At 50.2% G+C, this 21,314-nt stretch carries 21 protein-coding genes; 16 read left to right on the forward strand and 5 right to left on the reverse strand.

Annotated elements, in window-relative coordinates:
• Window positions 1-121 precede the first annotated feature (121 nt).
• The gene (gene erm, locus HH215_RS24175; RefSeq protein WP_169282218.1) at window positions 122-958 is read left to right on the forward strand and encodes a 23S ribosomal RNA methyltransferase Erm; all 837 of its coding nucleotides are present in this window, start codon (window positions 122-124) and stop codon (window positions 956-958) included.
• 60 nt (window positions 959-1,018) lie between these two features.
• Here erm and HH215_RS36515 read toward each other — a convergent pair whose 3' ends face one another.
• Window positions 1,019-2,857 carry a cellulose binding domain-containing protein gene (locus tag HH215_RS36515; RefSeq protein WP_254450202.1) on the reverse strand — a complete coding sequence of 613 codons (1,839 nt, stop codon included), beginning with the start codon at window positions 2,855-2,857 and terminating at the stop codon, window positions 1,019-1,021.
• Window positions 2,858-3,343: 486 nt separating this feature from the next.
• Between HH215_RS36515 and HH215_RS24185 the strand changes: the two genes are divergently transcribed.
• Window positions 3,344-5,164, forward strand: a complete 1,821-nt coding sequence (locus HH215_RS24185; protein WP_169282219.1) for a family 43 glycosylhydrolase — start codon at window positions 3,344-3,346, stop codon at window positions 5,162-5,164.
• 226 nt (window positions 5,165-5,390) lie between these two features.
• On the opposite strand, the gene HH215_RS24190 is transcribed toward HH215_RS24185, so the two are convergent.
• The gene (locus HH215_RS24190; RefSeq protein ID WP_169282220.1) at window positions 5,391-5,714 is read right to left on the reverse strand and encodes a 2Fe-2S iron-sulfur cluster-binding protein; all 324 of its coding nucleotides are present in this window, start codon (window positions 5,712-5,714) and stop codon (window positions 5,391-5,393) included.
• 135 nt (window positions 5,715-5,849) lie between these two features.
• Between HH215_RS24190 and HH215_RS24195 the strand changes: the two genes are divergently transcribed.
• From HH215_RS24195 to HH215_RS24210, 4 genes are all read left to right on the forward strand, one after another.
• Window positions 5,850-6,512: an HD domain-containing protein gene (locus tag HH215_RS24195; protein WP_169282221.1), complete on the forward strand. Its 663-nt coding sequence runs from the start codon at window positions 5,850-5,852 to the stop codon at window positions 6,510-6,512.
• A 68-nt stretch (window positions 6,513-6,580) separates the two neighbouring features.
• Window positions 6,581-7,300 carry an SDR family NAD(P)-dependent oxidoreductase gene (locus tag HH215_RS24200; RefSeq protein ID WP_169282222.1) on the forward strand — a complete coding sequence of 240 codons (720 nt, stop codon included), beginning with the start codon at window positions 6,581-6,583 and terminating at the stop codon, window positions 7,298-7,300.
• Between the two features lie 195 nt (window positions 7,301-7,495).
• A complete protein-coding gene (locus tag HH215_RS24205; protein ID WP_169282223.1) occupies window positions 7,496-8,080 on the forward strand; it encodes a DoxX family membrane protein in 585 nt (194 codons plus the stop codon).
• Between the two features lie 2 nt (window positions 8,081-8,082).
• The gene (locus HH215_RS24210) at window positions 8,083-8,322 is read left to right on the forward strand and encodes a hypothetical protein (protein ID WP_174887638.1); all 240 of its coding nucleotides are present in this window, start codon (window positions 8,083-8,085) and stop codon (window positions 8,320-8,322) included.
• Between the two features lie 90 nt (window positions 8,323-8,412).
• On the opposite strand, the gene HH215_RS24215 is transcribed toward HH215_RS24210, so the two are convergent.
• Entirely contained in the window at window positions 8,413-9,180 is a 768-nt protein-coding gene (locus HH215_RS24215) for a copper amine oxidase N-terminal domain-containing protein (RefSeq protein WP_169282224.1), read from the reverse strand.
• 110 nt (window positions 9,181-9,290) lie between these two features.
• On the opposite strand from HH215_RS24215, the gene HH215_RS36520 reads away from it, so the two are divergent.
• The 10 genes from HH215_RS36520 to HH215_RS24260 all read left to right on the forward strand — a co-directional run bounded on the left by HH215_RS36520 (window position 9,291) and on the right by HH215_RS24260 (window position 18,053).
• Window positions 9,291-9,896 carry a DUF1835 domain-containing protein gene (locus HH215_RS36520; RefSeq protein WP_254450203.1) on the forward strand — a complete coding sequence of 202 codons (606 nt, stop codon included), beginning with the start codon at window positions 9,291-9,293 and terminating at the stop codon, window positions 9,894-9,896.
• Window positions 9,897-9,930: 34 nt separating this feature from the next.
• Window positions 9,931-10,299, forward strand: coding sequence for a hypothetical protein (locus tag HH215_RS36525; RefSeq protein WP_254450204.1), 369 nt, complete (start codon window positions 9,931-9,933; stop codon window positions 10,297-10,299).
• A gap of 83 nt (window positions 10,300-10,382) precedes the next feature.
• A complete protein-coding gene (locus HH215_RS24225) occupies window positions 10,383-11,282 on the forward strand; it encodes an AraC family transcriptional regulator (protein ID WP_169282225.1) in 900 nt (299 codons plus the stop codon).
• A gap of 94 nt (window positions 11,283-11,376) precedes the next feature.
• Window positions 11,377-11,823, forward strand: a complete 447-nt coding sequence (locus HH215_RS24230) for an OsmC family protein (RefSeq protein WP_169282226.1) — start codon at window positions 11,377-11,379, stop codon at window positions 11,821-11,823.
• A 253-nt stretch (window positions 11,824-12,076) separates the two neighbouring features.
• Window positions 12,077-13,063, forward strand: a complete 987-nt coding sequence (locus HH215_RS24235; protein WP_169282227.1) for an aldo/keto reductase — start codon at window positions 12,077-12,079, stop codon at window positions 13,061-13,063.
• Between the two features lie 53 nt (window positions 13,064-13,116).
• Window positions 13,117-14,484 (forward strand): LLM class flavin-dependent oxidoreductase, encoded by a 1,368-nt coding sequence (locus tag HH215_RS24240; RefSeq protein WP_169282228.1) that lies wholly within the window; start codon window positions 13,117-13,119, stop codon window positions 14,482-14,484.
• Between the two features lie 43 nt (window positions 14,485-14,527).
• Entirely contained in the window at window positions 14,528-15,307 is a 780-nt protein-coding gene (locus HH215_RS24245; protein ID WP_169282229.1) for an ABC transporter permease, read from the forward strand.
• A gap of 39 nt (window positions 15,308-15,346) precedes the next feature.
• Window positions 15,347-16,369: an ABC transporter substrate-binding protein gene (locus HH215_RS24250; protein WP_169282230.1), complete on the forward strand. Its 1,023-nt coding sequence runs from the start codon at window positions 15,347-15,349 to the stop codon at window positions 16,367-16,369.
• Between the two features lie 23 nt (window positions 16,370-16,392).
• Window positions 16,393-17,166 (forward strand): ABC transporter ATP-binding protein, encoded by a 774-nt coding sequence (locus tag HH215_RS24255; protein ID WP_169282231.1) that lies wholly within the window; start codon window positions 16,393-16,395, stop codon window positions 17,164-17,166.
• A gap of 23 nt (window positions 17,167-17,189) precedes the next feature.
• Complete coding sequence (locus HH215_RS24260) at window positions 17,190-18,053, forward strand: sulfurtransferase (RefSeq protein ID WP_169282232.1); 864 nt, start codon at window positions 17,190-17,192, stop codon at window positions 18,051-18,053.
• A gap of 952 nt (window positions 18,054-19,005) precedes the next feature.
• On the opposite strand, the gene HH215_RS24265 is transcribed toward HH215_RS24260, so the two are convergent.
• Together HH215_RS24265 and HH215_RS24270 are read right to left on the reverse strand one after the other, a co-directional pair.
• Window positions 19,006-19,893 (reverse strand): hypothetical protein, encoded by an 888-nt coding sequence (locus HH215_RS24265; protein WP_169282233.1) that lies wholly within the window; start codon window positions 19,891-19,893, stop codon window positions 19,006-19,008.
• Window positions 19,894-20,008: 115 nt separating this feature from the next.
• A complete protein-coding gene (locus tag HH215_RS24270; RefSeq protein ID WP_310735501.1) occupies window positions 20,009-21,211 on the reverse strand; it encodes a tyrosine-type recombinase/integrase in 1,203 nt (400 codons plus the stop codon).
• Window positions 21,212-21,314 lie beyond the last annotated feature (103 nt).

Below are 21,314 nucleotides of genomic sequence, written 5' to 3' on the forward strand. Positions count from 1 at the left end.
AGACAAGAGTTTGTTTTAATGCGCGCATTCGTTCGTCCCCATTCCCGTTCATCCGCCGCAGGCATACGCCTGCGGTTTTTTGTTGTTCATTGGTATGAACTCATTTCGGGAGGACGATTCCATGCGCGGACAGAATAAAAAACATAGATCGATCAGAAAAAGCAAGTCGGGACCGAACTTTACGGGTCAGCATCTGCTGCACAATCCGAAAACGATCAAACAACTAATAGATACGGCGCATTTGCAGCAGACCGATACGGTGCTCGAAATCGGCGCGGGCAAGGGAGTTCTTACCTTCCCGATAGCCGATAAAGCAGGCAGGGTAGTGGCGGTAGAGATAGACGAGAAATTCGTCGAGGCGTTACGCATGAAGGCGAAGTGTCGCCCCCATATTAAAATTATCCAAGGCGACATTAGGGAAATAAGGCTGCCTACGGCGCCGTATTGCGTAGTGGCGAACATTCCGTTTTCCATTACGACGGTCATTCTCGATAGACTGCTTGGGGCAGAAGGCAGAGCATTTCAAAGAGGAGCGCTAATCCTAGAAAAAGGAGCGGCTAGAAGGTTTACGGAAGCCTCTACGGTGGATCCGCGTTTGCTAGCGTGGAGGATGAACTTTTTGTTCGAGATGAGAACGACGGTTCCTCGCGCTCATTTTGCCCCGCCTCCGCGCGTAGATGCGGCTATTGTGCGAATTGTCCGTAGGGATCGCCCTTTAGTTCCTGCCCGGGAGGGAAAGAGATTTGCCGCATTCGCGGCTTATGTGCTGAGTCAACCGCGAATGTCCGTGGCCGATGCGCTTAAAGGGGTTTTTACGCCGGCACAGCTAAAAACGACGATGAAGAACGCAAAGGTGGATCGGGATCAATTGGCCGCTTCGTTATCGTTGGAGCAGTGGGCGTTGCTCTTCCATGCGATGCTCCAACATGCGGCGCCTTACCGTTGGCCGCGGGGGTGATTATTCAGAAAGACGACAAGGAGCCCGCGAGGGCTCCTTGTTCCGTTCTTAATCGACTTTTTATGGTGTCGTGCCCCATACCAAAGTTCCGTTCTGATACAGCGTGACATGATCCCAGTTCGCGTAAGCGGTTTTCGTCGGATCGTAAGAATAGTCGTTTGCTTCGTTAAAGTTCGACCAGTCTGCTTTGGCCATACGTAGCTGAATGTCGCCCGTTTGTCCGCCTGCCGCGATGGAACCCGCGCCAGCGGTGAAGCCCAGTTCGACATAGGTGTCCGTATTGGTGCCGGAGCCGCTCACGAACGTCATCGTGATGTTGCTTCCACCGATTTGCGCCCAATCGATGAAGGCGTTCACCGCAGCTGTTCCGTCTTTCGTGAAGTAGTAGCGGACTTTGACCGTGCTTAGGTTAACGGCGGACGAACCCGTGTTCTTGATGTTCAGGTGAGGCTTGATCTGGTTGTCCGCGGCATTCGTGTCACCGGCTTTGTATTGGACAAGAAGGCTACCCGTTCCGGTGCCACCGCCAATCGGCGTCGCGCTCGATTGTGCGGAGTTCGTGCTCTCGCCCGCGCTGTTGGATGCGCTGACGACATAGTAGTAAGCCGTACCGTTCGTCAGACCCGTGTTCGTGTAACTCGTCGTGGTGACGCCTGTCGCCACGTTCGTGTACGGACCGCCGGTCGTCGTTGCGCGTTTAACCGTGTAGCTCGTCGCTCCGGTCGAAGCCGTCCAGCTCAAGGCGACTTGAGCGTTGCCCGCGGTTGCCGTCAATCCCGTTGGCGCGGTGGGAATTGCCGTGCCTGCGGTCGGAGTCGCGTTCACTTGCGTTGAGCTCGGACTCTCGCCCGCGCTGTTAGATGCGCTGACGACATAGTAGTAAGCCGTACCGTTCGTCAGACCCGAGTTCGTGTAGCTCGTCGTCGTGACGCCTGTCGCCACGTTCGTGTACGGACCGCCTGCCGCCGTTGCGCGTTTAACCGTGTAGCTCGTCGCGCCGGTCGAAGACGTCCAACTCAAGGCGACTTGAGCGTTGCCTGCGGCTGCCGTCAATCCCGTTGGGGCTGCAGGAATCGTCGTGCCTGTAGACGGTCCGATGAGCTGCCATACTTCGCTAGTTCCGGGTGTCTGACCTAGGGTATACCATCTGGCTTGCCAGATATTGCCGCTGTATACGACTTGTTCGCCGCTATTATACGGGCGAATGGAGCTCCAATCGCGGATTGCGCCAAAGCGATTCGGATCGCCGGGGTAACCCGGAGCCGGCGTTGTCGGTTGCGAAAGATCGCGCGTCAGGTTCACGTCCATCGCTTGATAGAAAGCGTTGACCGTATCGAAGATATCCCACACCGCGACGATGACATGATAGCCTTCCCGATCGTTCGGGACGAAGCAGTCGTTGGAGTAGTCCGTCGCTGGAATGGCGCCGTTATCCTCATATCGGCAGAACAACTCAAGATCGGCCCGAGCCAACGGTTTGTTCGGATCCCACCCTGGCTTCGTAATGTAATAGTCCCAATAGTTGGTGCTGTGGTTGGCGACTATTTTCCATTGGAATGTATGAGGTCCGCCACTCAGGTTCGTTTTGGTCCAGCGGGTCATGGTTTGCGCATCCAGCGGCGGGTACTTGCCTCCGCCAGCGATCTGACCGTCCGGCACTCCGATCTCCGGGAAGTCCCCGCGGCCCTCTACGCTCCATGGCTCATATTGGACCGGTCCGCAATCCGTGTTTTGCCCGCTCATGCACAAGTCCGCGCGTCCGTCTATCAGTCTACCGTGCGCCGAAGCGCGGTCCGCAAACAGCAACGAACAAGCTAGAATCAGCAGCAGAGCGCCCGTACCCATCAAGAGCGTCATGGCTCTGGACGGTTGTTGCTTCAACGTTTCTTGATACGTCATCAAAATCTCCTCCCTTATTCATTGATTTTAAAACCATGAATCAAGCAAACATTTCCTAGAATGAAATCACCTCCTTTGGCGTAATTCTATTAATGCACATACAATTTTACACTATCTACCAAATATGTTATGTTCTTTTGGTAACCAATTCCATGCTCGAATGTGACCTATTGTGAATAAAAAAAATCCGCCTATAAGCGGATTTTTTTTCTAATAACCCACCTCGGCAAACAAGGGGCGGGTCTTTACCATGAGGCTAAGAATGACAGGGAAAGTTCAAAAATGACTCATTACGGGACAGGTCATCAATACTGTAAACTAGGATAGCTCCCCATATTTACATTTTTATCCATCCTAAATACTTGGGGGTGATGATTGAAACATCTTCGTTGTCTGGTAACTAAGCAGGGTAAGCGTAAGCGGCAAGAATGCAGAGGTATACCAGTATGCAAGTTCATTTCAGTTAACGAGGAGGTAAATAATTTAATGCGAAAAAAGCTATTAAGTCCGTTCTTGTCAGGAACAATGCTGCTGTCCGTTCTTTTCGGCTTCACATCTTCTTCTTCAGCGGATGATCCCGTTACCCTATCAGGCAACCCTATAATAACCAGTATTTTCACCGCTGATCCTTCTGCTCACGTTTGGGATGACGGACGTATTTACTTGTATCCGTCGCACGATATTTTTCCTTCCAGAGGCAGCGACTTGATGGATAAGTATCACGTCTTCTCATCCGATAATATGGTGGATTGGGTGGACGAAGGAGAGATTCTCCGTGCGGATGACGTGCCGTGGGGGCGTCCGGAGGGCGGGTTTATGTGGGCTCCCGACGCCGCTTACAAGAACGGAACTTATTATTTCTATTTCCCTCATCCTAGCGATTCGAATTGGAACAATTCCTGGAAGATTGGCGTGGCGACAAGCAACAAACCTGCCGAAGATTTTACGGTTCAAGGTTATATAGGGGGACTTCCCGGTAGCAATTTAATTGATCCAAACGTGTTCCGCGATGACGATGGAACTTATTACCTGTATGCCGGGGGCGGCGGGGTAAGCTATGGAGTCAAGCTGGCTGCGGACATGATGTCGATAGAAGGACCGGTTAAGCAATTTACCGAGCTGGAGGATTTCCATGAGGCCACTTGGGTCTTTAAGCGGGGAAGCCTGTATTATCTGACGTACGCCGACGGCAATCCAGGCGCGAACCGGATGCGGTACGCTACCAGCAACAGCCCGCTTGGACCATGGACCAACCGCGGCATCATTCTGGATCCGGTCTATAATAGCGAAACGACGCATGGGTCTATCGTGCAATATAAGGGTAACTGGTATTTGTTCTACCATAACGCCCAAATCTCTTCCAACGGTACGCTGCGTTCCGTCAACGTGGATCGGCTATACTTCAATCCGGACGGAACCATTCAGAAGGTCGTCCAGACGTCCAACGGCGTCCCGGCCGTCGGGCCTCGTTCCCACGCTACGGAGATCAAGTACTACGATATCATTAATAATAACTATAGTGAATACACCCAGAAAACGGAGTTCGCCATGAATGCCAGCAACGTAACTATTGGGGGAGGGGCAACCCGATCGGGTGGAAATATTGAAAATATGCATACTCAAGGTTCTTACATCCAGTTAAGCGGCATCAACGGCGGCACGGGAGGAAAAGCGCTTCTTACCGTACTCTACTCCTCCGGCGACAGCGGAACGGCCTTTAAGGTGGATGCCAGCGGAGACACTTCTGCAGAAGGCTATTTTCTTTCCTTGCCTGGTACAGGCGGCTGGGGTAATTACACGGGTCGAACCAATCGCTTGATCGATTTGAACTCAGGCACGAATAACATCATTCGGCTCGGCGGCGGTATGGGCGGGGCTAACATATCCCGCGTCATCGTATCGTTGATCCCGAATGCTCCCCCTTTAGAAACGGAATATCCTATGAGCGGAAGCAACGTATCCGTTGGGGGCGGGGCGGTTAAATCGAGCGGCAGTATTGAGAATATGCATATCCCAGGTTCCTACTTCGAGGTTACCGGCATTAATGGCGGTGCAGGGGGTCAGGCGCTTCTTACAATCGTCTACGCTTCCGCGGACAACCAAGCAACCGTTAAAGTGAACGCTAGCGGCGACTCGTCCGGGAACGGTTATTCGCTTTCTATGCCTGGCACAGGAGGCTGGAGTACTTACACCGGTCGTGTTAGCCGTCTGATCGATTTGAATTCAGGCGCGAATAACGTGATTCGGCTGAGCGGCGGTATGGGAGGAACCAACGTATCCCGTATCATAGTCACGTTGAATCCATAGCATTCCTTGACTTGGTATTTGGGAAACAGAGGCGATCTCTACTCGGTATTCAACCGGGGGAGATCGCCTTTAATGTTTACATGAATATCCATAAAAGTATAAACTAATTGGGACCTGATAAATTCAAGATTCTTTTTATTTGCAGATTCGCATGTCTGTACGGATTAACAAAGGGCCGAGAAGCCCTCCTTCGAGGAATCCCAGCCCTTCAATTTAATAGCAGTTATCACTCTTGGGGACGAGTCCCTGGCTCCAAGCCTGTAGAAGTCGCAGTCTTGATAAGCCGGACCGTTAAGTCACCTTGTAGCCGAATTTGGCAAGATAGCCGGACGGCAGGGTCCTCGATTCCTTTATTACGAAGAACGGTCGCTTCCGCTTCTTCCATCTCGCCCGCACTCCCGGAGAGCAGTTCTACGGCGCATGTCGTACACTTGGCATTGCCGCCGCAGCGGTGCAGAATGTCGACTCCGTTATCCTCCAACGCAAGTACGAGTTTCGTACCGTCGACCGCCTGAATGGCATCTCTTCCTTCTACTAGAACCGTCGGCATCGGCCATTCCTCCTCGGATTGTTCATCCTCATATTTTCCTTACCCGCTTATATTAAACCATTTCATTCGTGAATTAGTCCAATAGGGTAGTCATTTTGTCAAAAATCTTGTTAGCATAAGGAAGTGCAGACGATAATGGATTCTCTGTTAAACCATCAAAAAGAAATGATCAGCGCTGCTGAACGGTTTTGCAAATCAGAGTTGGAAAACGATGCGACCGGACACGATTGGTGGCATATTCATCGCGTAGTACAGATGGCGAGAAGGTTGGCTCGCGAAGAAAACGCGAATTGTTTCATTTGTACGATGGCCGCGCTTCTGCACGATATCGCGGACGAGAAGCTCAATGACTCTAAGGAGAGCGGGCTTCGCAAAGTAAGCGATTGGTTTGAGGGACAGCCCATGGAAGATGAAGAGCGTCAGCACATTATGGAGATCATCTCTACCATGTCCTACAATGCCGGGGCAAATCCGCCAATGCGATCATTGGAAGGTAAAGTGGTACAAGATGCAGATCGACTCGACGCGATCGGCGCGATAGCGATTGCAAGAACGTTCCTATATGCCGGCTGGAAGGGCCATCCTATTCACGACCCTCATTTACCGCCTCGGGATAACATGACACCTGGTGAATATCGTCATGATAAGAGTACCGCGATGAATCATTTTCATGAAAAGCTGCTCAAGCTCAAGGATCGTGTAAACACAGCTGCTGCTAGAAGAATGGCCGAGGAACGGCACCGTTATATGGAGCAATACGTAGAGCGGTTCTACCAAGAGTGGGAAGGGCAAGTGTAATCGGAGAACGGTTATATCGCTGGAAGGGACACTGGATACTATTTTTACAAGTACAGAAGGAGGAAGAGATGAGATCATATCTTATATTTGGAGCTAGTAAAGGTTTAGGAGATGCTTTTGCCAAAGGATTACCTCACAAGGAAGACAAGGTTTGGGTAGTTTCACGAACCAGACCGAGTAACGCGGATTTGAATGATGGCGTACGGAGGAACTGGATTCAAGCTGACCTGTCACAGCCTAACGCAGCAAAACTAATCGCAGATGCACTGAAGCAAGAGACGGTAGATGTGCTTATATACAATGTAGGCATTTGGGAAAAAGAAGGCTTCGAAGACCATTACGATTTCGAAAACGATGAGCCATCCGAAATTGCAAACATTATACATGTAAATATGACTTCGACTATTACTTGTATTCAGGCATTGTTGCCCAATCTGCGAAAATCGGATGCTGGAAAAGTTATTTTAATCGGTTCAACTGCGGGGTTAGACAATACTAGCAATACCCAAGTGTCTTTTGTCGCTTCAAAGTACGGGCTGCGAGGAATTTCCAGCGCTTTGCGGGAATACGTGCGAAAAGACGGTATTGCGGTCACTTGTGTAAATCCCGGAGAACTTGCTGCTGAAATTCCTTACGAGGAAGGTGCCGAGAAAGCGATGTCTGCGTACAATGGCACTAGAATACCTGTTCAAGATATTGTCGCTCTTGTGAAGTGTGTCGTAGAGCTATCCAAGGCAGCTTGCGTCAAAGAAATCCATGTTCCTGCTCTAATGGATGTGAATGCTTAATCTATGACCGAGTAGGACGTGAGTTCGGCTAATGGAGGTAAGCGCATTTGCTTATTTCCAAATAGTTACGGGTAAGAGTTCTGAGAAACAATTTACAGAAATATTGTCAACTGTGAGGAATGTCGCATTATCCTTTCCATTATTTCGGTATGATGGAATCAAACGACGGACTTACTTCCTAAGGAGATGATATCAATGACGATCAAAGAAGAGTTACGAGGGAAAAACATTATTATTCCCGAAAATCCGGTATCCAATTTCTTGTTCAATAACACAAGATCGGGGTTGCTGTGGTTAGTTGTTCGACTATATCTGGGATATGCTTGGCTGGATGCCGGAATACATAAGGTTACGAATGAAAAATGGGTCGGAAGCGATGCTGGTGCAGGACTTACGGGGTTCGTTAAAGGGGCTTTAGGCAAGGCGGCGGAAGGAAAAGACGTCACGGGCTGGTATGCATCCTTCTTGGAAAACACGGTGCTTCCCAATGCGAAGCTGTTCTCGTACTTCGTGGCATTCGGCGAGGTGCTTGTCGGACTAGGTCTTATTCTTGGCTTATTGACGGGAGTCGCGGCTTTCTTCGGAGCATTCATGAATGCGAGCTTCCTGTTCGCGGGGACATTGAGCACGAATCCTTTATTGTTCATCCTTGCGACTTGGATCGTACTCGGTTGGAAAGTGGCCGGTTGGTACGGGTTAGACAGATGGGCGTTATCGTACCTTGGAACGCCATGGAACTTCCGCAATCGCAATAAAGGCGATCAACCGATCTCCGGGTAAGTGTGATAGGTGGAACGCTGGGCAAGCTGGTGTATGAAGATTACGGCTTCCTAATGCCGGAGCAGTACAAGAAATACTCGGATGGGGGCACCGCTTTGTCGATGGAAGAATTCGCAAACCATCCGGCCGTGAAAAACAATCGAATCATTAACGTTACCCGCGACAAGTGGAATTATGGCCCGTACTTGGTCGATCAAGCGGTTGACGAATTGCTAGAACAGGTGAACCTTATTAAGCAATAAGTTAAGGACAATTTGAGCGATTGCTAAATAACGAACGATCCAAGAACCGCTCTTAATGTGCGGTTCTTGATTCGTTTTTTAGATTAGTTCTTATGGAAACAAAGTAGTGAATACAATACTATCGACCAACCATCTATCCTTCGAATAGGTAAGAACTATCGTTCGTTCGATCGCATAAGCAGTTTTATCGGCGGTGGTACTTGTTTGCGTTATTTGCCCTACCTTATCATTGGAGTTACTATAGGCGATCTCGTTAAATGGAGCTTTGATTTTTAGTCCTCTTTGTTGTATAAGTCTATTAATGAACGAGTCTGTAAAATAAGGTTTAAAATGGGTTCTGATTTGCGCTATTGAAGAAAGATCGGCTGCTTCGTTCGCTTTCTGGATCAGCGTGTTAAGGGTTGCTTGCGGGATCTTGGACGTATTAAAAGTGGACTCCGTAGTCACCCTAACTTGTTTGTCTCCTAAGGATACGTCAGCCGTTCTGTTGGATGAATTCCATGCGATGGTTCCCCCCAGGGCCTGACCGATAAAACGGATCGGAACGTAGATGACGCCTTTCTCGTTACGAGCGGGGACATCAATCGTGATTATTTTGTCGTTCAGCAGAACTTTATTGGAATCGACTTTCAGGATAACATGGGTATCCCCTTGAAGGACGCTAACCGTCTTTGCCTGTTGATTCCATTTCACATCGGCGCCTAATCCTGCGGAGATGTAGCGAACCGGCACTAAAGTGCGTCCATCGACCGTTTTACCCTGTATAACGAAGGGTTGATTGTCCGCATAGCTTTGATTAGGCAATAATGCGGCAGCAGTCAGCGTAATTCCGAATAATGCAATAATCGTTTTTTTCATGATAGTATCCTCCACAGCGTTCGATTTCAACACTAACTTAGGCTTAGTTGTATAGTAATAGACGTTATTTATAAGGGTAATGTTTCACCGACGCGAAGGGGGGACAAGGAATGCTGCACATAGTAAACGGAGATTCGGTGGCGGAGAAGTTGCGGCAAGGAATCGTGCAAGGCGATGTTCTCGTATGGAGAGAGGCGTATCCTCACGGCCCCGTATTTTTAGACCCGGCTGCAGGGGGTAACCGTGATATTCGAGCTCGATACTTGGAACAAACGATGGGAATTCCGTACCAAGAATATTTGCGGAACAGCGAAGAGCAAGAAAAGACATTGGCTGGCTTCCATCAATACGAGGAGATTATTTTATGGTTTGAACATGATCTTTTCGATCAGACGATGCTGTGCTTCTTGCTGGATTGGTTCTCGAAGCAGGACTTGTCGAAAACAAAACTGAGTTTACTATGTATCGGAGAGTATCCCGGAATTGAGCCGTTTCGAGGGCTTGGGCAACTTTCCCTAGAGCAAATGGAGACGTTATCGGGAACGTGGAAATCTATCGGAGCTCAAGAACTGGAATTAGGACAAGCTTTCTGGCAAGCCTATACCTCTGGGGCTCCCGAATTGCTGCAACAATTGCTAAGCAGAGATACATCCGCTCTGCCGTTTGCGCAAGAGGCATTCCGATTACATTTATCGCGTTTTCCTTCTATAATATAATGGGCTTGGCATCGTAGAGCAGATAACGCTGGAGATGATCGATTCAGGAATAAATTCCCCGTATGATCTGTTCGATAAAGCGGGAGGAAAGCTGCACGGATTAGGCATGGGGGATCTGGAATACTGGCACACTCTAAGGAAAATGTCGCGAGATCCCTTCGCCCTGTTGCGAATAACCGGTTTAACGGAATTTCCCGGATACAACGAATCATCTAGTCCTTTGCAAAACTGCGATGTCGCAATAACGGAGTTTGGAAAGAACGTACTGGATGGCAAAGAAGATTGGGTCGAGAGAAAAGGGATAAACGAATGGTATGGCGGAGTACATCTGCAAGGAGCTTTACCGCGATGGCGTTGGGATTCGTCCGCGCAAACGATTAAAGATACAGGCTCCGAGCGGTAGTTGACATGTAAAGAATAACAGCAAGAAAGATCAAGAACAAATGTTCGCCGCAGTCTACAATAGACCAGGAAGGGGGGAACCGGATGTCATCGTACGAAAGCGTGATTCAACGAGTGGTGGATGAGGTCGAGAATAGATTGGGAGAGGATTTGAAGTTTTCCACCGTGGCGAGGTTATCGAACTTCTCGGAATTTCATTTCCACCGGGTCTTTCAATTTATCGTAGGGCTGCCTGTCATGGACTATGTTCGCAAACGAAGATTGGTTTTAGCGGCCCAACGGGTGGCTTACTCGAAGAATAAACTGCTCGATATCGCCCTGGATTGCGGATTCGGCACTCCGGAAAGCTTTATTCGCGCCTTTCGCAAAATGTACGGAATGACGCCGGGAGAGTATCGGAAGAGCGGTATTCGGCCCCCTGCTTACCCCAAAATGAACGTGCTTCAACGGAGGTACAATCCCTACTTAGGAGGAATTAGAATGGATCATCGTATCGTGACAAAACCGGGTTTCGATGTAATCGGGTACCCGATCCGAACCCGCAACGCCGACGGCCAGAACAATCGGGATATTCCGGCTTTCTGGCAGCGTTACATGCAAGAAAAAATGGGAGAGAACCTGCATAAACTGGCCATTTCGAATGCGGAGTACGGAATTTGCGGTGATTTTGATATGGAATCGGGCGAGTTCAGCTACATGATCGGATTGGAAGTCCGAGAAGGCGCCGAAGCGCTGGAAGGAACGATCAAGCGTCATTATCCGGAACAGACGTATGCCGTATTTACGACGCCGAAGGTCGGTTCCGACCGCTTTGCCGAATCGATTCAGAATACTTGGATGGCCATCTTCAGCGAATGGTTCCCACACTCCGGGTATGAGCATTCGGGAGCGCCCGAATTTGAATATTACGATGAGCGTTGCTGGCAGGACCGCAACGAATTGCTGGAGATGGATATCTATATTCCGGTTAAACCGAAAGCTTAGGCGCGGATAAGGAAATGGATTGACAGCACGCCATAGCTAATCTATAATTCATTTAAAACCAACTGGAAAAGTGTGGATTAAAGGAGATCACGATATGGCTGCTGTTCAAACGTTCAAAGCGACCGCGCATTTGCAAGACGGAGTTAAAGTGAAAACGAGTTCGAGACATTTCGAACTGACGATCGACGAACCTAAGAGTCTGGGGGGAACGGACACCGGCATGAATCCGGTCGAAGCTCTGCTTGCTTCCTTGGGCGCATGCCAATCAATCGTAGCGAGAGTCTATGCGCCTAAGTTCGGCGTGAAACTCGACGATTTTCTCGTAGAGGTTGAAGGCGATCTTGACCTCGATGGATTTTTTAACAAATCCGATGTCCGTCCCGGTTACTCCGAGATTCGGTATACGTTCCGCATCAAAACCGATTCGCCGAAAGAAAAGGTGGACGAGTTCGTACACTTCCTGGAGAGCAAATGCCCGGTTGGAGATACGATAGCCAATCCGGTCAATCTCAAGCTTCAAAGCGTCATTATTGAAAATTAATACCCCTTCGGGATCATTATGAATACAGAGCATGGCGAGATAGAGGCCGATGCTCTGTATTTTTATATCTCTTCATTAAAAACAGATTGCCAAAACGACTTATCCATGTTATTATCCTACTTATCTCATCGGATAAGTTATAATTAAAACAAAATAAATAAATGACTCTACCGGACAACCGGAGAGACGCTTGCAGCATTAAGGCGTCTTTCCGGCTGTCCGTTTTTGTCTTTCACCAAAGGAGCGCGACAACATGAAATACCGTAGATTAGGAAGAACGGGTCTAAAAGTTTCGGAGGTTAGCTTAGGCACGATGGCATTCGGAAGATGGATCGACGAGGATGCTTCGGCCAAAGTATTGGATACCGCTCTGGATGCCGGGATTAACGTGATCGATTCCGCCGACGTTTACGGCAGAGGGATGGATGTCGGCGACGTATCTCTTCTTGGAGAATCCGAAGCCATAATAGGCAGAATTCTCAAAGGCCGAAGAGAAAATGTCATCCTGGCGACGAAGTTTCACAATCGTATGGGTCCCGGCATTAACGATGCCGGTCAGAGTCGTTATTATATTTACCGGGCGCTGGAGAATAGCTTAAGGCGCTTGCAAACCGACCATATCGATCTTTATCAGATTCATAGTTTCGATGCGGAGACGCCGATCGATGAGACGCTTAGGGCGTTGGATGATCTGATTAAGCAAGGGAAGATCCGGTATATCGGCTGTTCGAATTATGCGGCTTGGCAGTTAGCCAAAGCCCACGGAGTGAGCGCGTTGCACGGATTGCATCGGTTCGATAGCGTGCAGCCGGAGTACAGCCTGATCACGAGAGGGATCGAGAAGGAGCTCGTCCCGTTCGCCCAATCGGAGAACGTGGGCATTATCTCGTATAGCCCGCTCGGTCGAGGCATTCTAACCGGCAAGTATCGTCAAGGCGAAGCCCCTCCGGCGGAGTCGCGTCTCGCGGCCGGCGAGAAGAGGCTGGAACTATTGCTCCAATCGAATCCGGCATACGATCTCGTAGATGCGATTCGCCCGTTGGCCGAAGCTCGCGGATGGACGTTGGCTCAATTCGCGCTAGCATGGGTGTTAAGCCATTCTTATATTTCGTCGGCTATTCTTGGCGCTTCCAAGCCGGAGCAGATCGTGGATTCGCTCAAGTTCGCGGAAGAGCGCCTGACATCCGAAGAGCTGATCTTGATTAACGAGGCTTCTCGCCGTCTCGGTCTTTTATTATAACTATAATTCATTGTTTTCGCATGCGATAACTATAGATTTGGGAGGAAAACAATATGAGTAAACCGCAACGCCAACTGCACCTGGGTCTCTTCTTATTCTCCACGGGATACCATCCTGCCGGATGGAGGTTGCCGGAAGCCCGCGCCGACGGTTCTTTCGATCCCCGATTTTTCATCGAGGTTGTGCAGAAGCTGGAACGCGCGAAATTCGATTTCTTCTTCTTGGGGGACCGATTGGCTACGAGCGCTACCGAACAATACTCTTTTCCTTCGCAGATGGTCCGGCCGGAGCCGTTCACGATCCTGTCTCACCTGGCGGCGGTTACGGAGAAGATCGGGTTAATCGTAACCGTCAATACGACTTACGCCGAGCCTTATCACGTAGCCAGAATGACCGCATCGCTGGATTACTTGAGCGCTGGACGCTCGGCATGGAACGTCGTGACGGGAGCGGATTCTCGAGCGGCTCTGAACTTCAGTCGCGAGAAACATTGGGACAATGCCAAACGCTACGATTACGCGGACGAATTCGTCGGCATCGTCCAACGGCTGTGGGATTCATGGGAGGATGACGCATTCATTCGGAATAAGGAAACCGGACAATTCATAGACGAGAGCAAAGTGCACGCGATTAACCATGTAGGCGAACAATTTTCGGTCGAAGGCCCTCTTAATGTGGCAAGACCTCCGCAAGGTCAGATTCCGTTGTTATCTGCCGGAACTTCCGAGAGGAGCCAAGAGCTGGGAGCCCAATTCTCAAGCGCAATCTTCACCGGAGAGATCCTGCTGGAAGAGGCAAAGAAGTTCTACGCCGGCATTAAGAGCAAGCTAGCCAAGTACGGCCGCAAACCGGAAGAGCTGTTCATTATGCCTGGGCTTGTGCCTCTCGTCGGGAGAACTTCGGAAGAGGCTCGGGAGAAGTATTCGGAACTGAGTTCGCTACTCGTGACGGACTTTAATTTGACCGCGTTATCCAATCGGATCGGCATCGATCTGACCGGCTATCCTCTCGATGGTCCGCTTCCCGATCTGTCGCTATCCACTCTTCCCGATGATAAAGCTGGACGGCTGGCCGGGCTGGCACAACGCGCGTCCGGGCACGAGGATATTACGGTTCGGGAGCTGTTCTATTATTTTGCCGCGACGGCAAGAGGCCATCTGCTGATCGTAGGCAACCCGGAGGAAGTCGCGGATCAGATGGAAGAATGGTTCGTTCAGGAAGCGGCCGACGGCTTTAACATCTGCCCTCCGTACATGACCGGCGGGTTGGATTTATTCTTGGAATTAGTCGTGCCCGTGCTGCAGCGCCGAGGATTGTTCCGGACGGAATACGAAGGAGCCACTTTCCGGGAGCATTTCGGCTTGGCGCGTCCGGATAACCGGTTCGAGAAGAAAGCGGCCTTGCAGGGAGCCGCCGAATAAGCTGCTCTCAATACGGACAAGCACGAGAAACGGGGGAAAGCGTATGGGTAACGGACAATCCAACCGTTACAGCGGCGGTATCATCATAGGCCAGATAGCGCTCTTGCTGCTCATTCTGGGAAGCATCGAATATGTCGTACGGGCGGGTATCGTCGGCAGTTTGTATTTGTCGGCGCCGACCGAGGTAGTTAAGGAGATCGTCAAGCTATTCTCCGACGGGGAAGTGTTTCACCATCTGTCCGTTACGCTTCGCGAATTCGCGGCAGGGTATGCGCTCTCCGCCGTCGCGGGAATCGGAACCGGTATGCTGCTTGTCCTCGTTCCCCGGGCGGAAGTGTTCTTCAAGCCCTTCTTGTCCGCCCTCTTGGCGATCCCGAAGGTGACGATTATCCCGTTGCTGATGCTGTGGCTAGGAATCGGTCTTTCGAATAAAGTCGCTATCGTCTTTCTTTTCTGTTTCTTCACGATCGCTTTTAACACGATTACCGGCATTAAGCAGACGGCGGAAAATCATCTCAAAGTCGCGCGGGTATTCGAAGCATCGAAAGTTCAAACGATCGTCAAAGTGATTTTGCCTTCGGCGGCACCGACCATCTTCGTCGCTTTACGGTTGTCGGCGGCTACGGGATTGGTAGGAGCGCTGTTCGGGGAGATGATCGCTTCTAAGGACGGGCTTGGCAATCTGCTCGTTCAGGCGACATCGCTGTATAACACGGCCCAAGCGTTCGCGATTATTACGGTCGTTACGATCGTTTCCGTACTCATTATCGCCATCATTGATTTGCTCGAGAAGCGGGTCGTCTTGAGATGGAAGTCTTCATAGGTTAGGCCAACTATTCATTTCATACGAGGAGAGATAGATATGAACAAGAAAAAAGGATTAAAAGCAGGGGTCATAAGCTTAGGGGTTGCGCTTCTTCTCTCGGCTTGCTCGGGCAATTCGAATAACAATGCGGAGGGATCCTCGGCTGTTCCGGCCAAATCGCCATCTGCTTCGTCCGAAGGCAGCGAAGAGCTGCAGAAAATTCGGTATGCCCCTTTAAGCGGAGTTAGCGGATTGGCCGTACGTCTCGGCGCGGAAAAAGGATTTTTCAAGGAAGAAGGTTTAGACGTCGAGTTCATTACGACTAAGAACGCGGTAGAAGGTTTAACGAGCAAAGACGTCGATATCGCAGATGTCGCGACCACCACGGCGATTATCGCTGCGGGTAAGGGTGCTCCGATCAAGATCGTTTCATCGATGTTCCGTACGAAAGGCCCGTTCTATTTAATCGCGGCTCCGGGAATCAATAGCGTTGAAGATCTAAAGGGCAAGAAGGTCGGAGCGGCCGTATTCGGAAGCGGACTGGATGTCTATACGCAGAAAATATTGCAAAAACACGGCCTGACCAAAGACGATGTCACATACGTAGCTAATGGCGCACAGGAAGCGGCTTACGCGAGCTTGGAATCGGGACAAGTGGACGCGACGATTATCCATGAGCCTTTCGCCTCCTTGGTAGAAGTCACCGGCAAAGGTAAGCTGCTTGCCAAAGGATGGGACTATTTGCCGAACTTCCACACGGGGGTACTCGCTTCCAGGAACGATTTTATCGAGAAAAAACCGGAATTGATCGAGAAGCTGCTGCGCGCTTACTTCAAATCCCAAGAATACGCGAAAGAACATACCGACGAGTATAAGGCTTATTTTCTGGCAAACGTCAAAGTGGACGAGAAGGCGGTAGACAGCGCGTTCGAGCGCGAGAGGGTGCTGTGGGAGAATAACCCGGACGTCGACGTGAATGCCCTGCTCGAGACGCAGCAAATCCAAGTGGAGCTTGGTTTCCAAGACGAAATCTACAATGTCGAGAAGATTCTCGATTTGCGGTTCATTCCTAAGAAGTAAGATAGATACGAGGTGATCCTAACATGGCCGGATTCTCGATTAATGGCGTATCGAAAATATATGGAGGCGCTTCGCCGACGGAGACGCTGACGAACATTGACCTGAGTATCCAGGACGGGGAATTTTTGAGTATTCTGGGACCTAGCGGCTGCGGTAAAAGCACGTTGCTCGAGATCTTGGCCGGACTGCAATCGCCTTCTTCGGGAGAAGTGCTGTTCGGGGGCAAGAAGCTCCAGGGTACGGGAATCGAGCGCGGAGTCGTTTTCCAGGATCCGTCGTTATATCCTTGGCGCACGGTGTTCCAGAACGTTGAATTGGGACTCGAGATTCGAGGGGCTTCGAAGACCGATCGCAAAGCTAGCGTGCATAAGTACCTAGAGATGGTAGGCTTGCGGGGTTTCGAGCATAAGTATCCCCACCATCTGTCCGGCGGAATGAAGCAACGCGCGGGCCTTGCCCGGGCGCTCGCCAATAGCCCCGAAGTGTTGCTCATGGACGAGCCGTTCGGTGCCGTCGACCATCTGACTCGCCTTCAGTTGCAAGACGATCTGCTGAAAATATGGGAAGCCGAGAAGAAGACCGTCGTGTTCGTCACGCATGACGTATCGGAGGCGGTGTTCCTCGGAGACCGGGTCGTCCTGTTGTCGCCGAGACCGGGTCGTATCAATAACATTTTCCATGTGCCGAACAAACGTCCCCGCAAGCGCGACGATATTGAGTTGCTGAAGATTCAGAACGATATCTATGCGGCGATTCATGAAGTGAAGACGCAGGAGCATCTGGAATTCACTATTTAAGAAATAGAAGGAGCGTGAGTTTTATGTCGTTTACGAATATCGTTAACGCGGAGTGGGTAAAGTCTCGCTGGGGCGAGGGAGCGGGAGAAAGCGAGAGGGTCGTAATCGCGGATGTGCGGTTTTCTCCTAAGGATGCGCATTATGGGCGGAATGCTTATGACGAGGGTCATTTGCCGGGTGCGGTGTTCATCGATTTCAAAGCCGATCTGACCGATCCCGCCGGCGAGCACGGAGGACGGAGTCCCCTTCCTTCTCCGGAACGTCTGGCCGGCTTATTCGGCGGCCTCGGAATCGATGGGCTTACGACGGTCGTCGTTTACGAGGATGGAAATGGTCCGGCGGCTTCGCGGCTTTGGTGGATATTGAAGTATCTCGGTCACGATAACGTCTATGTGTTGGACGGAGGATACTCGGCTTGGACCGCGGCTGGCTTTCCGGTTACGCAGGAGACTTCCGTGCCGGAGGTTCGCGCGTTCATTCCGGCCGTTCGCCCGGAGTTGCTTGCCGACGTGAACGAAGTCCGCGCGGCGTCGGAACGCCGCGTGAGCGCCGCGCTCGTCGATTCCCGCGACGCAAATCAATATCTCGGTCTAGAGGCTCCGTTCGATCCTGTTGCAGGACATATTCCCAGCGCGGCCAACTTCTTCTGGAAGGATAGTCTGAACGAGGATGGAAGCTGGAAGACGCCGGAACAGCTTCGCGAAAGCTTCAGCGGCCTTGGCTCTTCGTCGGACGAGATTATCGTCTATTGCGGTTCGGGCATCTCGGCAACTCCGAACGTGTTAGCCCTACAGGAAGCGGGGTTCACGAACGTGAAGCTGTACTCGGGGAGTTGGAGCGATTGGATTAGCTACAGTGAGAATCCGGTAGCGACGGGAGAAGAGTAAGAGCCGAGAGGCCGCGTCGGACGCGGGTTTGGGGGCTGTGACAGGTTATGAGCATGTGACCTGTTGCGGCCCTCTTTGGGCTTTTCCGTCAACAGCTTGCAAACAAGAACCCGAGGAAAGCAGTTGCAAGCGGCCCGGAGCCAGCCACAGTAAGGCGGTCGGGTCAGGTTGTTGTTGAATGGCTTCGTGCGCCTTGCTTCCGTCCATCCACAAACAGGCGGGGCGCAACCTTTCGTGCGGAGCAAGTGGACGATCACCTTTGGGAGCAATTCGCTTGGCTTTCCTAGGCGTTGTTGGTATCCCCCGGTTTGGCGGCATCGGCAACAAGAACACGTCGGTTCGGGGGAGTGGACGGGGCAGAACCGGAGCCGTTCCACCGTGCAAACCATCACGACCGGGAGCCGTTCGGGGCGGCGAGGTTAGAGAGAGGTCTTGTTGTGATTGACAAGCGTTCAAGGGATGATCCAGCCACAACCCCGGAAGGGTCAAAAGCGGAGCGGCTCCAAGAGCTAACGCAACCTTACATTCCAACACTCTTGAGCGTAAGGTTGAACAAGCTCCGCAGGGAGCGGTGGTTGTATAACAATAGAAGTTGAAGAACTTACACTTCTTCATTCTGAGCGTAAGGTTTCCGGCGATCGCTCTCCACGGCTCCAGCTTGCCAAACCTTACGCTCCAGGACAAATTCGGTACTTCGGCCTACTGTGTCGTTCTGCCGGGGGTATTTGCATCACTCGAATGGCTCCGGAGCGTAAGGATAGCCATCCCACCGCCGCTCGCTCCGGGCTTCGTCAACCTTACGCTTGTCTTCCGAGAACGTAAGAACAACAGTGCGGCGAATCTGGCTCGGAACTGCTCTTGCCGGGCTTCGCGTCACCCTTACGGCACTCGTGAGAGCCACGTAAGGACAGCAAAAGGGAGCAGCCCGAAAGCCACTCCCCACGATGAAAACTTAGTCCGGATAAGGATTGTCAGATACTTTTCCGCTAGTAATAATTTTATAATATTTGTCCTCATTCGCAATTATATGTTTAAAGTTGATAATGTTAATATTGATACCATTACCCCTTCTATCTTCCTCTAGTAACCCTAAGCATATAATAGTTATTTGTTTTCCCTTCACGATCTCTTGCTTGATTAAGTTTATATATGTCTCTAAGGCAGTCTTAGTAGTAACTCTTGGATCTGCATAAAAGGCAGGGGGGAAGTAAGCATTTATGTGAATGTTATCATTTTGAAGGCGTATAACTCCAAACTCATCATCACTACCATTATCGATATACTCTGCTTCTATTGCTGTGCCAACGATGCGTCTTCTTTGACCAAGAAAGTCCTTTGTTACGAAATTCGAATTAATAGTGCCAAACCTAATATTATCTACTATATTATCCGTACCGGTAACGCCTCCATCAACTGGTACTGGAACATTTTCCTCTCCTGTATTTATTACGCGTTTGGAGGAGCCAGGCTTCTTTCTAACCTTCGGGGGTTTATTTTTGTTCTTAAGACTCCTGCTCTTACTTAGTAAAGTGTTTAATATCCAATCATCAGATACCGAGCCGTCAACAGGAACCCCAATTAGCTTCTTTCTCGGGACTTCGCCATCATAATTCAGATAATATGGACAATCTAGAAGATGTTTGGTTCCTTGTCCATTCTTTGTACTAAAGAATTTGACACCATCTTTTCTTTCAGTGAACTTTATTTCTGCTTCACAGTTCTCAGTAGTGCAGAACAAGTGGTCAACATACTGTGATTGGTACAGTGTATCGTCCAGTTGCTCATAGTAAACTTCTTCCACAGTTTCCCCATTAATATAACAAGCCCAGTCGATTTTCATAATTTTCACCTCAATCTAGCAATAGTTACCTACATAGTCACTTATATACTATCATAATTCGGAAAAATGTAAAATATATAATCAATTTGATGCTTGACAAATTAATATGTCGAAATTATAGGTCATTGTGATCATTTTGGGGCCATTTTAATAAATCATCCAGTTTCTCTGCTGCTTCTTGTTGGAGTGTAGGAAACAAATGTGAGTATCTGTCTAATGTTATCATGATTGATGAATGACCAAGCCGCTCACTAACGGCTTTCGGGTGAATTCCCGCTTTTAGCAGCAAACTGGCGTGAGTGTGCCGTAGATCGTGCAACCTGATCTTTGGTAAACCTGATTTCCGTAGCAAGTCTAGCCAACGCGATTCCAAGAAGTATGGGCTGACCGGGAAGCCGTTACGTGTCTGAACTACCAGACCGTGATCGTTGTACTCCGTTCCGTTCTTCTCTGCCTTCTTTCGGTCTTCCTCTAATCCAAGACGGTGCTTCTTGAGCGCCTCGACGGTTTGTTGTGGCAGCGCGATTGTTCGGATACCCGCCACCGTCTTTGGTTCCTGAAAGATATGTCCGACAACTCCACGAGTGTATGATCGCCGGACACATAGCCGACCTGTTGTTAGATCGATATCCTCCCACTTCACCCCTAAAACTTCTCCACGACGCATCCCGGTTGTTGCCGCAAGCAAAAAGATAATGTGATAACGGCTGTTCATCGTGAACTCTAGAAACTGCATCAATTCCACGTCCGTCCAAGTCTTCGTCTCACTCTTGGGGATCGCCGGGGGCTTAACCACATGCGCAACGTTCTTCACGAGAAGTCCCCACTTAACCGCCGTCTCTAAACCGTCGTGCAGTACCTTATGAACGTGGTTGATCGTCTGCGGGGATAGACGCTTTTCGCCGCTTCCAAGTCTCTCGTACATGCTCACCAAATGTTGTGGCGACAGGTTAACCATCTTGTGTTGTCCAAGCTGCGGGATGATATGATAATTGACCAGCCACCGATAAGTCTTGTATGTACCGGGACGGATGCTCATTTGCTTCTGCGCCAACCACGACGTGAAGAAGGTCTTTACGTCATCCTTCGTCGCTTCGACGTAAGTATCGGTGTTTAGCTCGTGGAGAACCTTCTGGAGCGCCTTCTCCGCATCGACTTTGGATTCATACCCACCCTTGCTCTTTTGCCGACGCTTTCCCTCGTTATTCTTGCCCATTTCTACCACCCATGACCATTTGTTACCGCGTTTGCTTACACAACCTCGCATTCCAACTTCCTCCTGTCGTATATAGATTTTTGGCCTCAAAAAAGCGTCCATCCGCTTTGTGAAAAGCGAACAGACGCACATCTTTTGGCTATGGTCCTCGTTGGCTGACCTAAGCGGTCACCAACAACCGTTTGGGTCAAAGCTAGTCAACCTT

It is taken from the genome of Cohnella herbarum (assembly GCF_012849095.1).
Taxonomy (GTDB): Bacteria; Bacillota; Bacilli; order Paenibacillales; family Paenibacillaceae; genus Cohnella; species Cohnella herbarum.

Bases quoted from the DNA above. Each gene is read 5' to 3' on its own strand.
- HH215_RS24225 (WP_169282225.1), top strand. From the start codon at position 10,383: ATGTCATCGTACGAAAGCGTGATTCAACGAGTGGTGGATGAGGTCGAG.
- erm (WP_169282218.1), top strand. From the start codon at position 122: ATGCGCGGACAGAATAAAAAACATAGATCGATCAGAAAAAGCAAGTCG.
- HH215_RS24185 (WP_169282219.1), top strand. From the start codon at position 3,344: ATGCGAAAAAAGCTATTAAGTCCGTTCTTGTCAGGAACAATGCTGCTG.
- HH215_RS24190 (WP_169282220.1), bottom strand. From the start codon at position 5,714: ATGCCGACGGTTCTAGTAGAAGGAAGAGATGCCATTCAGGCGGTCGAC.
- HH215_RS24215 (WP_169282224.1), bottom strand. From the start codon at position 9,180: ATGAAAAAAACGATTATTGCATTATTCGGAATTACGCTGACTGCTGCC.
- HH215_RS24270 (WP_310735501.1), bottom strand. From the start codon at position 21,211: ATGGACGCTTTTTTGAGGCCAAAAATCTATATACGACAGGAGGAAGTT.
- HH215_RS24250 (WP_169282230.1), top strand. From the start codon at position 15,347: ATGAACAAGAAAAAAGGATTAAAAGCAGGGGTCATAAGCTTAGGGGTT.
- HH215_RS24240 (WP_169282228.1), top strand. From the start codon at position 13,117: ATGAGTAAACCGCAACGCCAACTGCACCTGGGTCTCTTCTTATTCTCC.
- HH215_RS36520 (WP_254450203.1), top strand. From the start codon at position 9,291: ATGCTGCACATAGTAAACGGAGATTCGGTGGCGGAGAAGTTGCGGCAA.
- HH215_RS24255 (WP_169282231.1), top strand. From the start codon at position 16,393: ATGGCCGGATTCTCGATTAATGGCGTATCGAAAATATATGGAGGCGCT.
- HH215_RS24235 (WP_169282227.1), top strand. From the start codon at position 12,077: ATGAAATACCGTAGATTAGGAAGAACGGGTCTAAAAGTTTCGGAGGTT.
- HH215_RS24230 (WP_169282226.1), top strand. From the start codon at position 11,377: ATGGCTGCTGTTCAAACGTTCAAAGCGACCGCGCATTTGCAAGACGGA.
- HH215_RS24265 (WP_169282233.1), bottom strand. From the start codon at position 19,893: ATGAAAATCGACTGGGCTTGTTATATTAATGGGGAAACTGTGGAAGAA.
- HH215_RS36525 (WP_254450204.1), top strand. From the start codon at position 9,931: ATGATCGATTCAGGAATAAATTCCCCGTATGATCTGTTCGATAAAGCG.
- HH215_RS24200 (WP_169282222.1), top strand. From the start codon at position 6,581: ATGAGATCATATCTTATATTTGGAGCTAGTAAAGGTTTAGGAGATGCT.
- HH215_RS36515 (WP_254450202.1), bottom strand. From the start codon at position 2,857: ATGACGTATCAAGAAACGTTGAAGCAACAACCGTCCAGAGCCATGACG.
- HH215_RS24205 (WP_169282223.1), top strand. From the start codon at position 7,496: ATGACGATCAAAGAAGAGTTACGAGGGAAAAACATTATTATTCCCGAA.
- HH215_RS24260 (WP_169282232.1), top strand. From the start codon at position 17,190: ATGTCGTTTACGAATATCGTTAACGCGGAGTGGGTAAAGTCTCGCTGG.
- HH215_RS24195 (WP_169282221.1), top strand. From the start codon at position 5,850: ATGGATTCTCTGTTAAACCATCAAAAAGAAATGATCAGCGCTGCTGAA.
- HH215_RS24245 (WP_169282229.1), top strand. From the start codon at position 14,528: ATGGGTAACGGACAATCCAACCGTTACAGCGGCGGTATCATCATAGGC.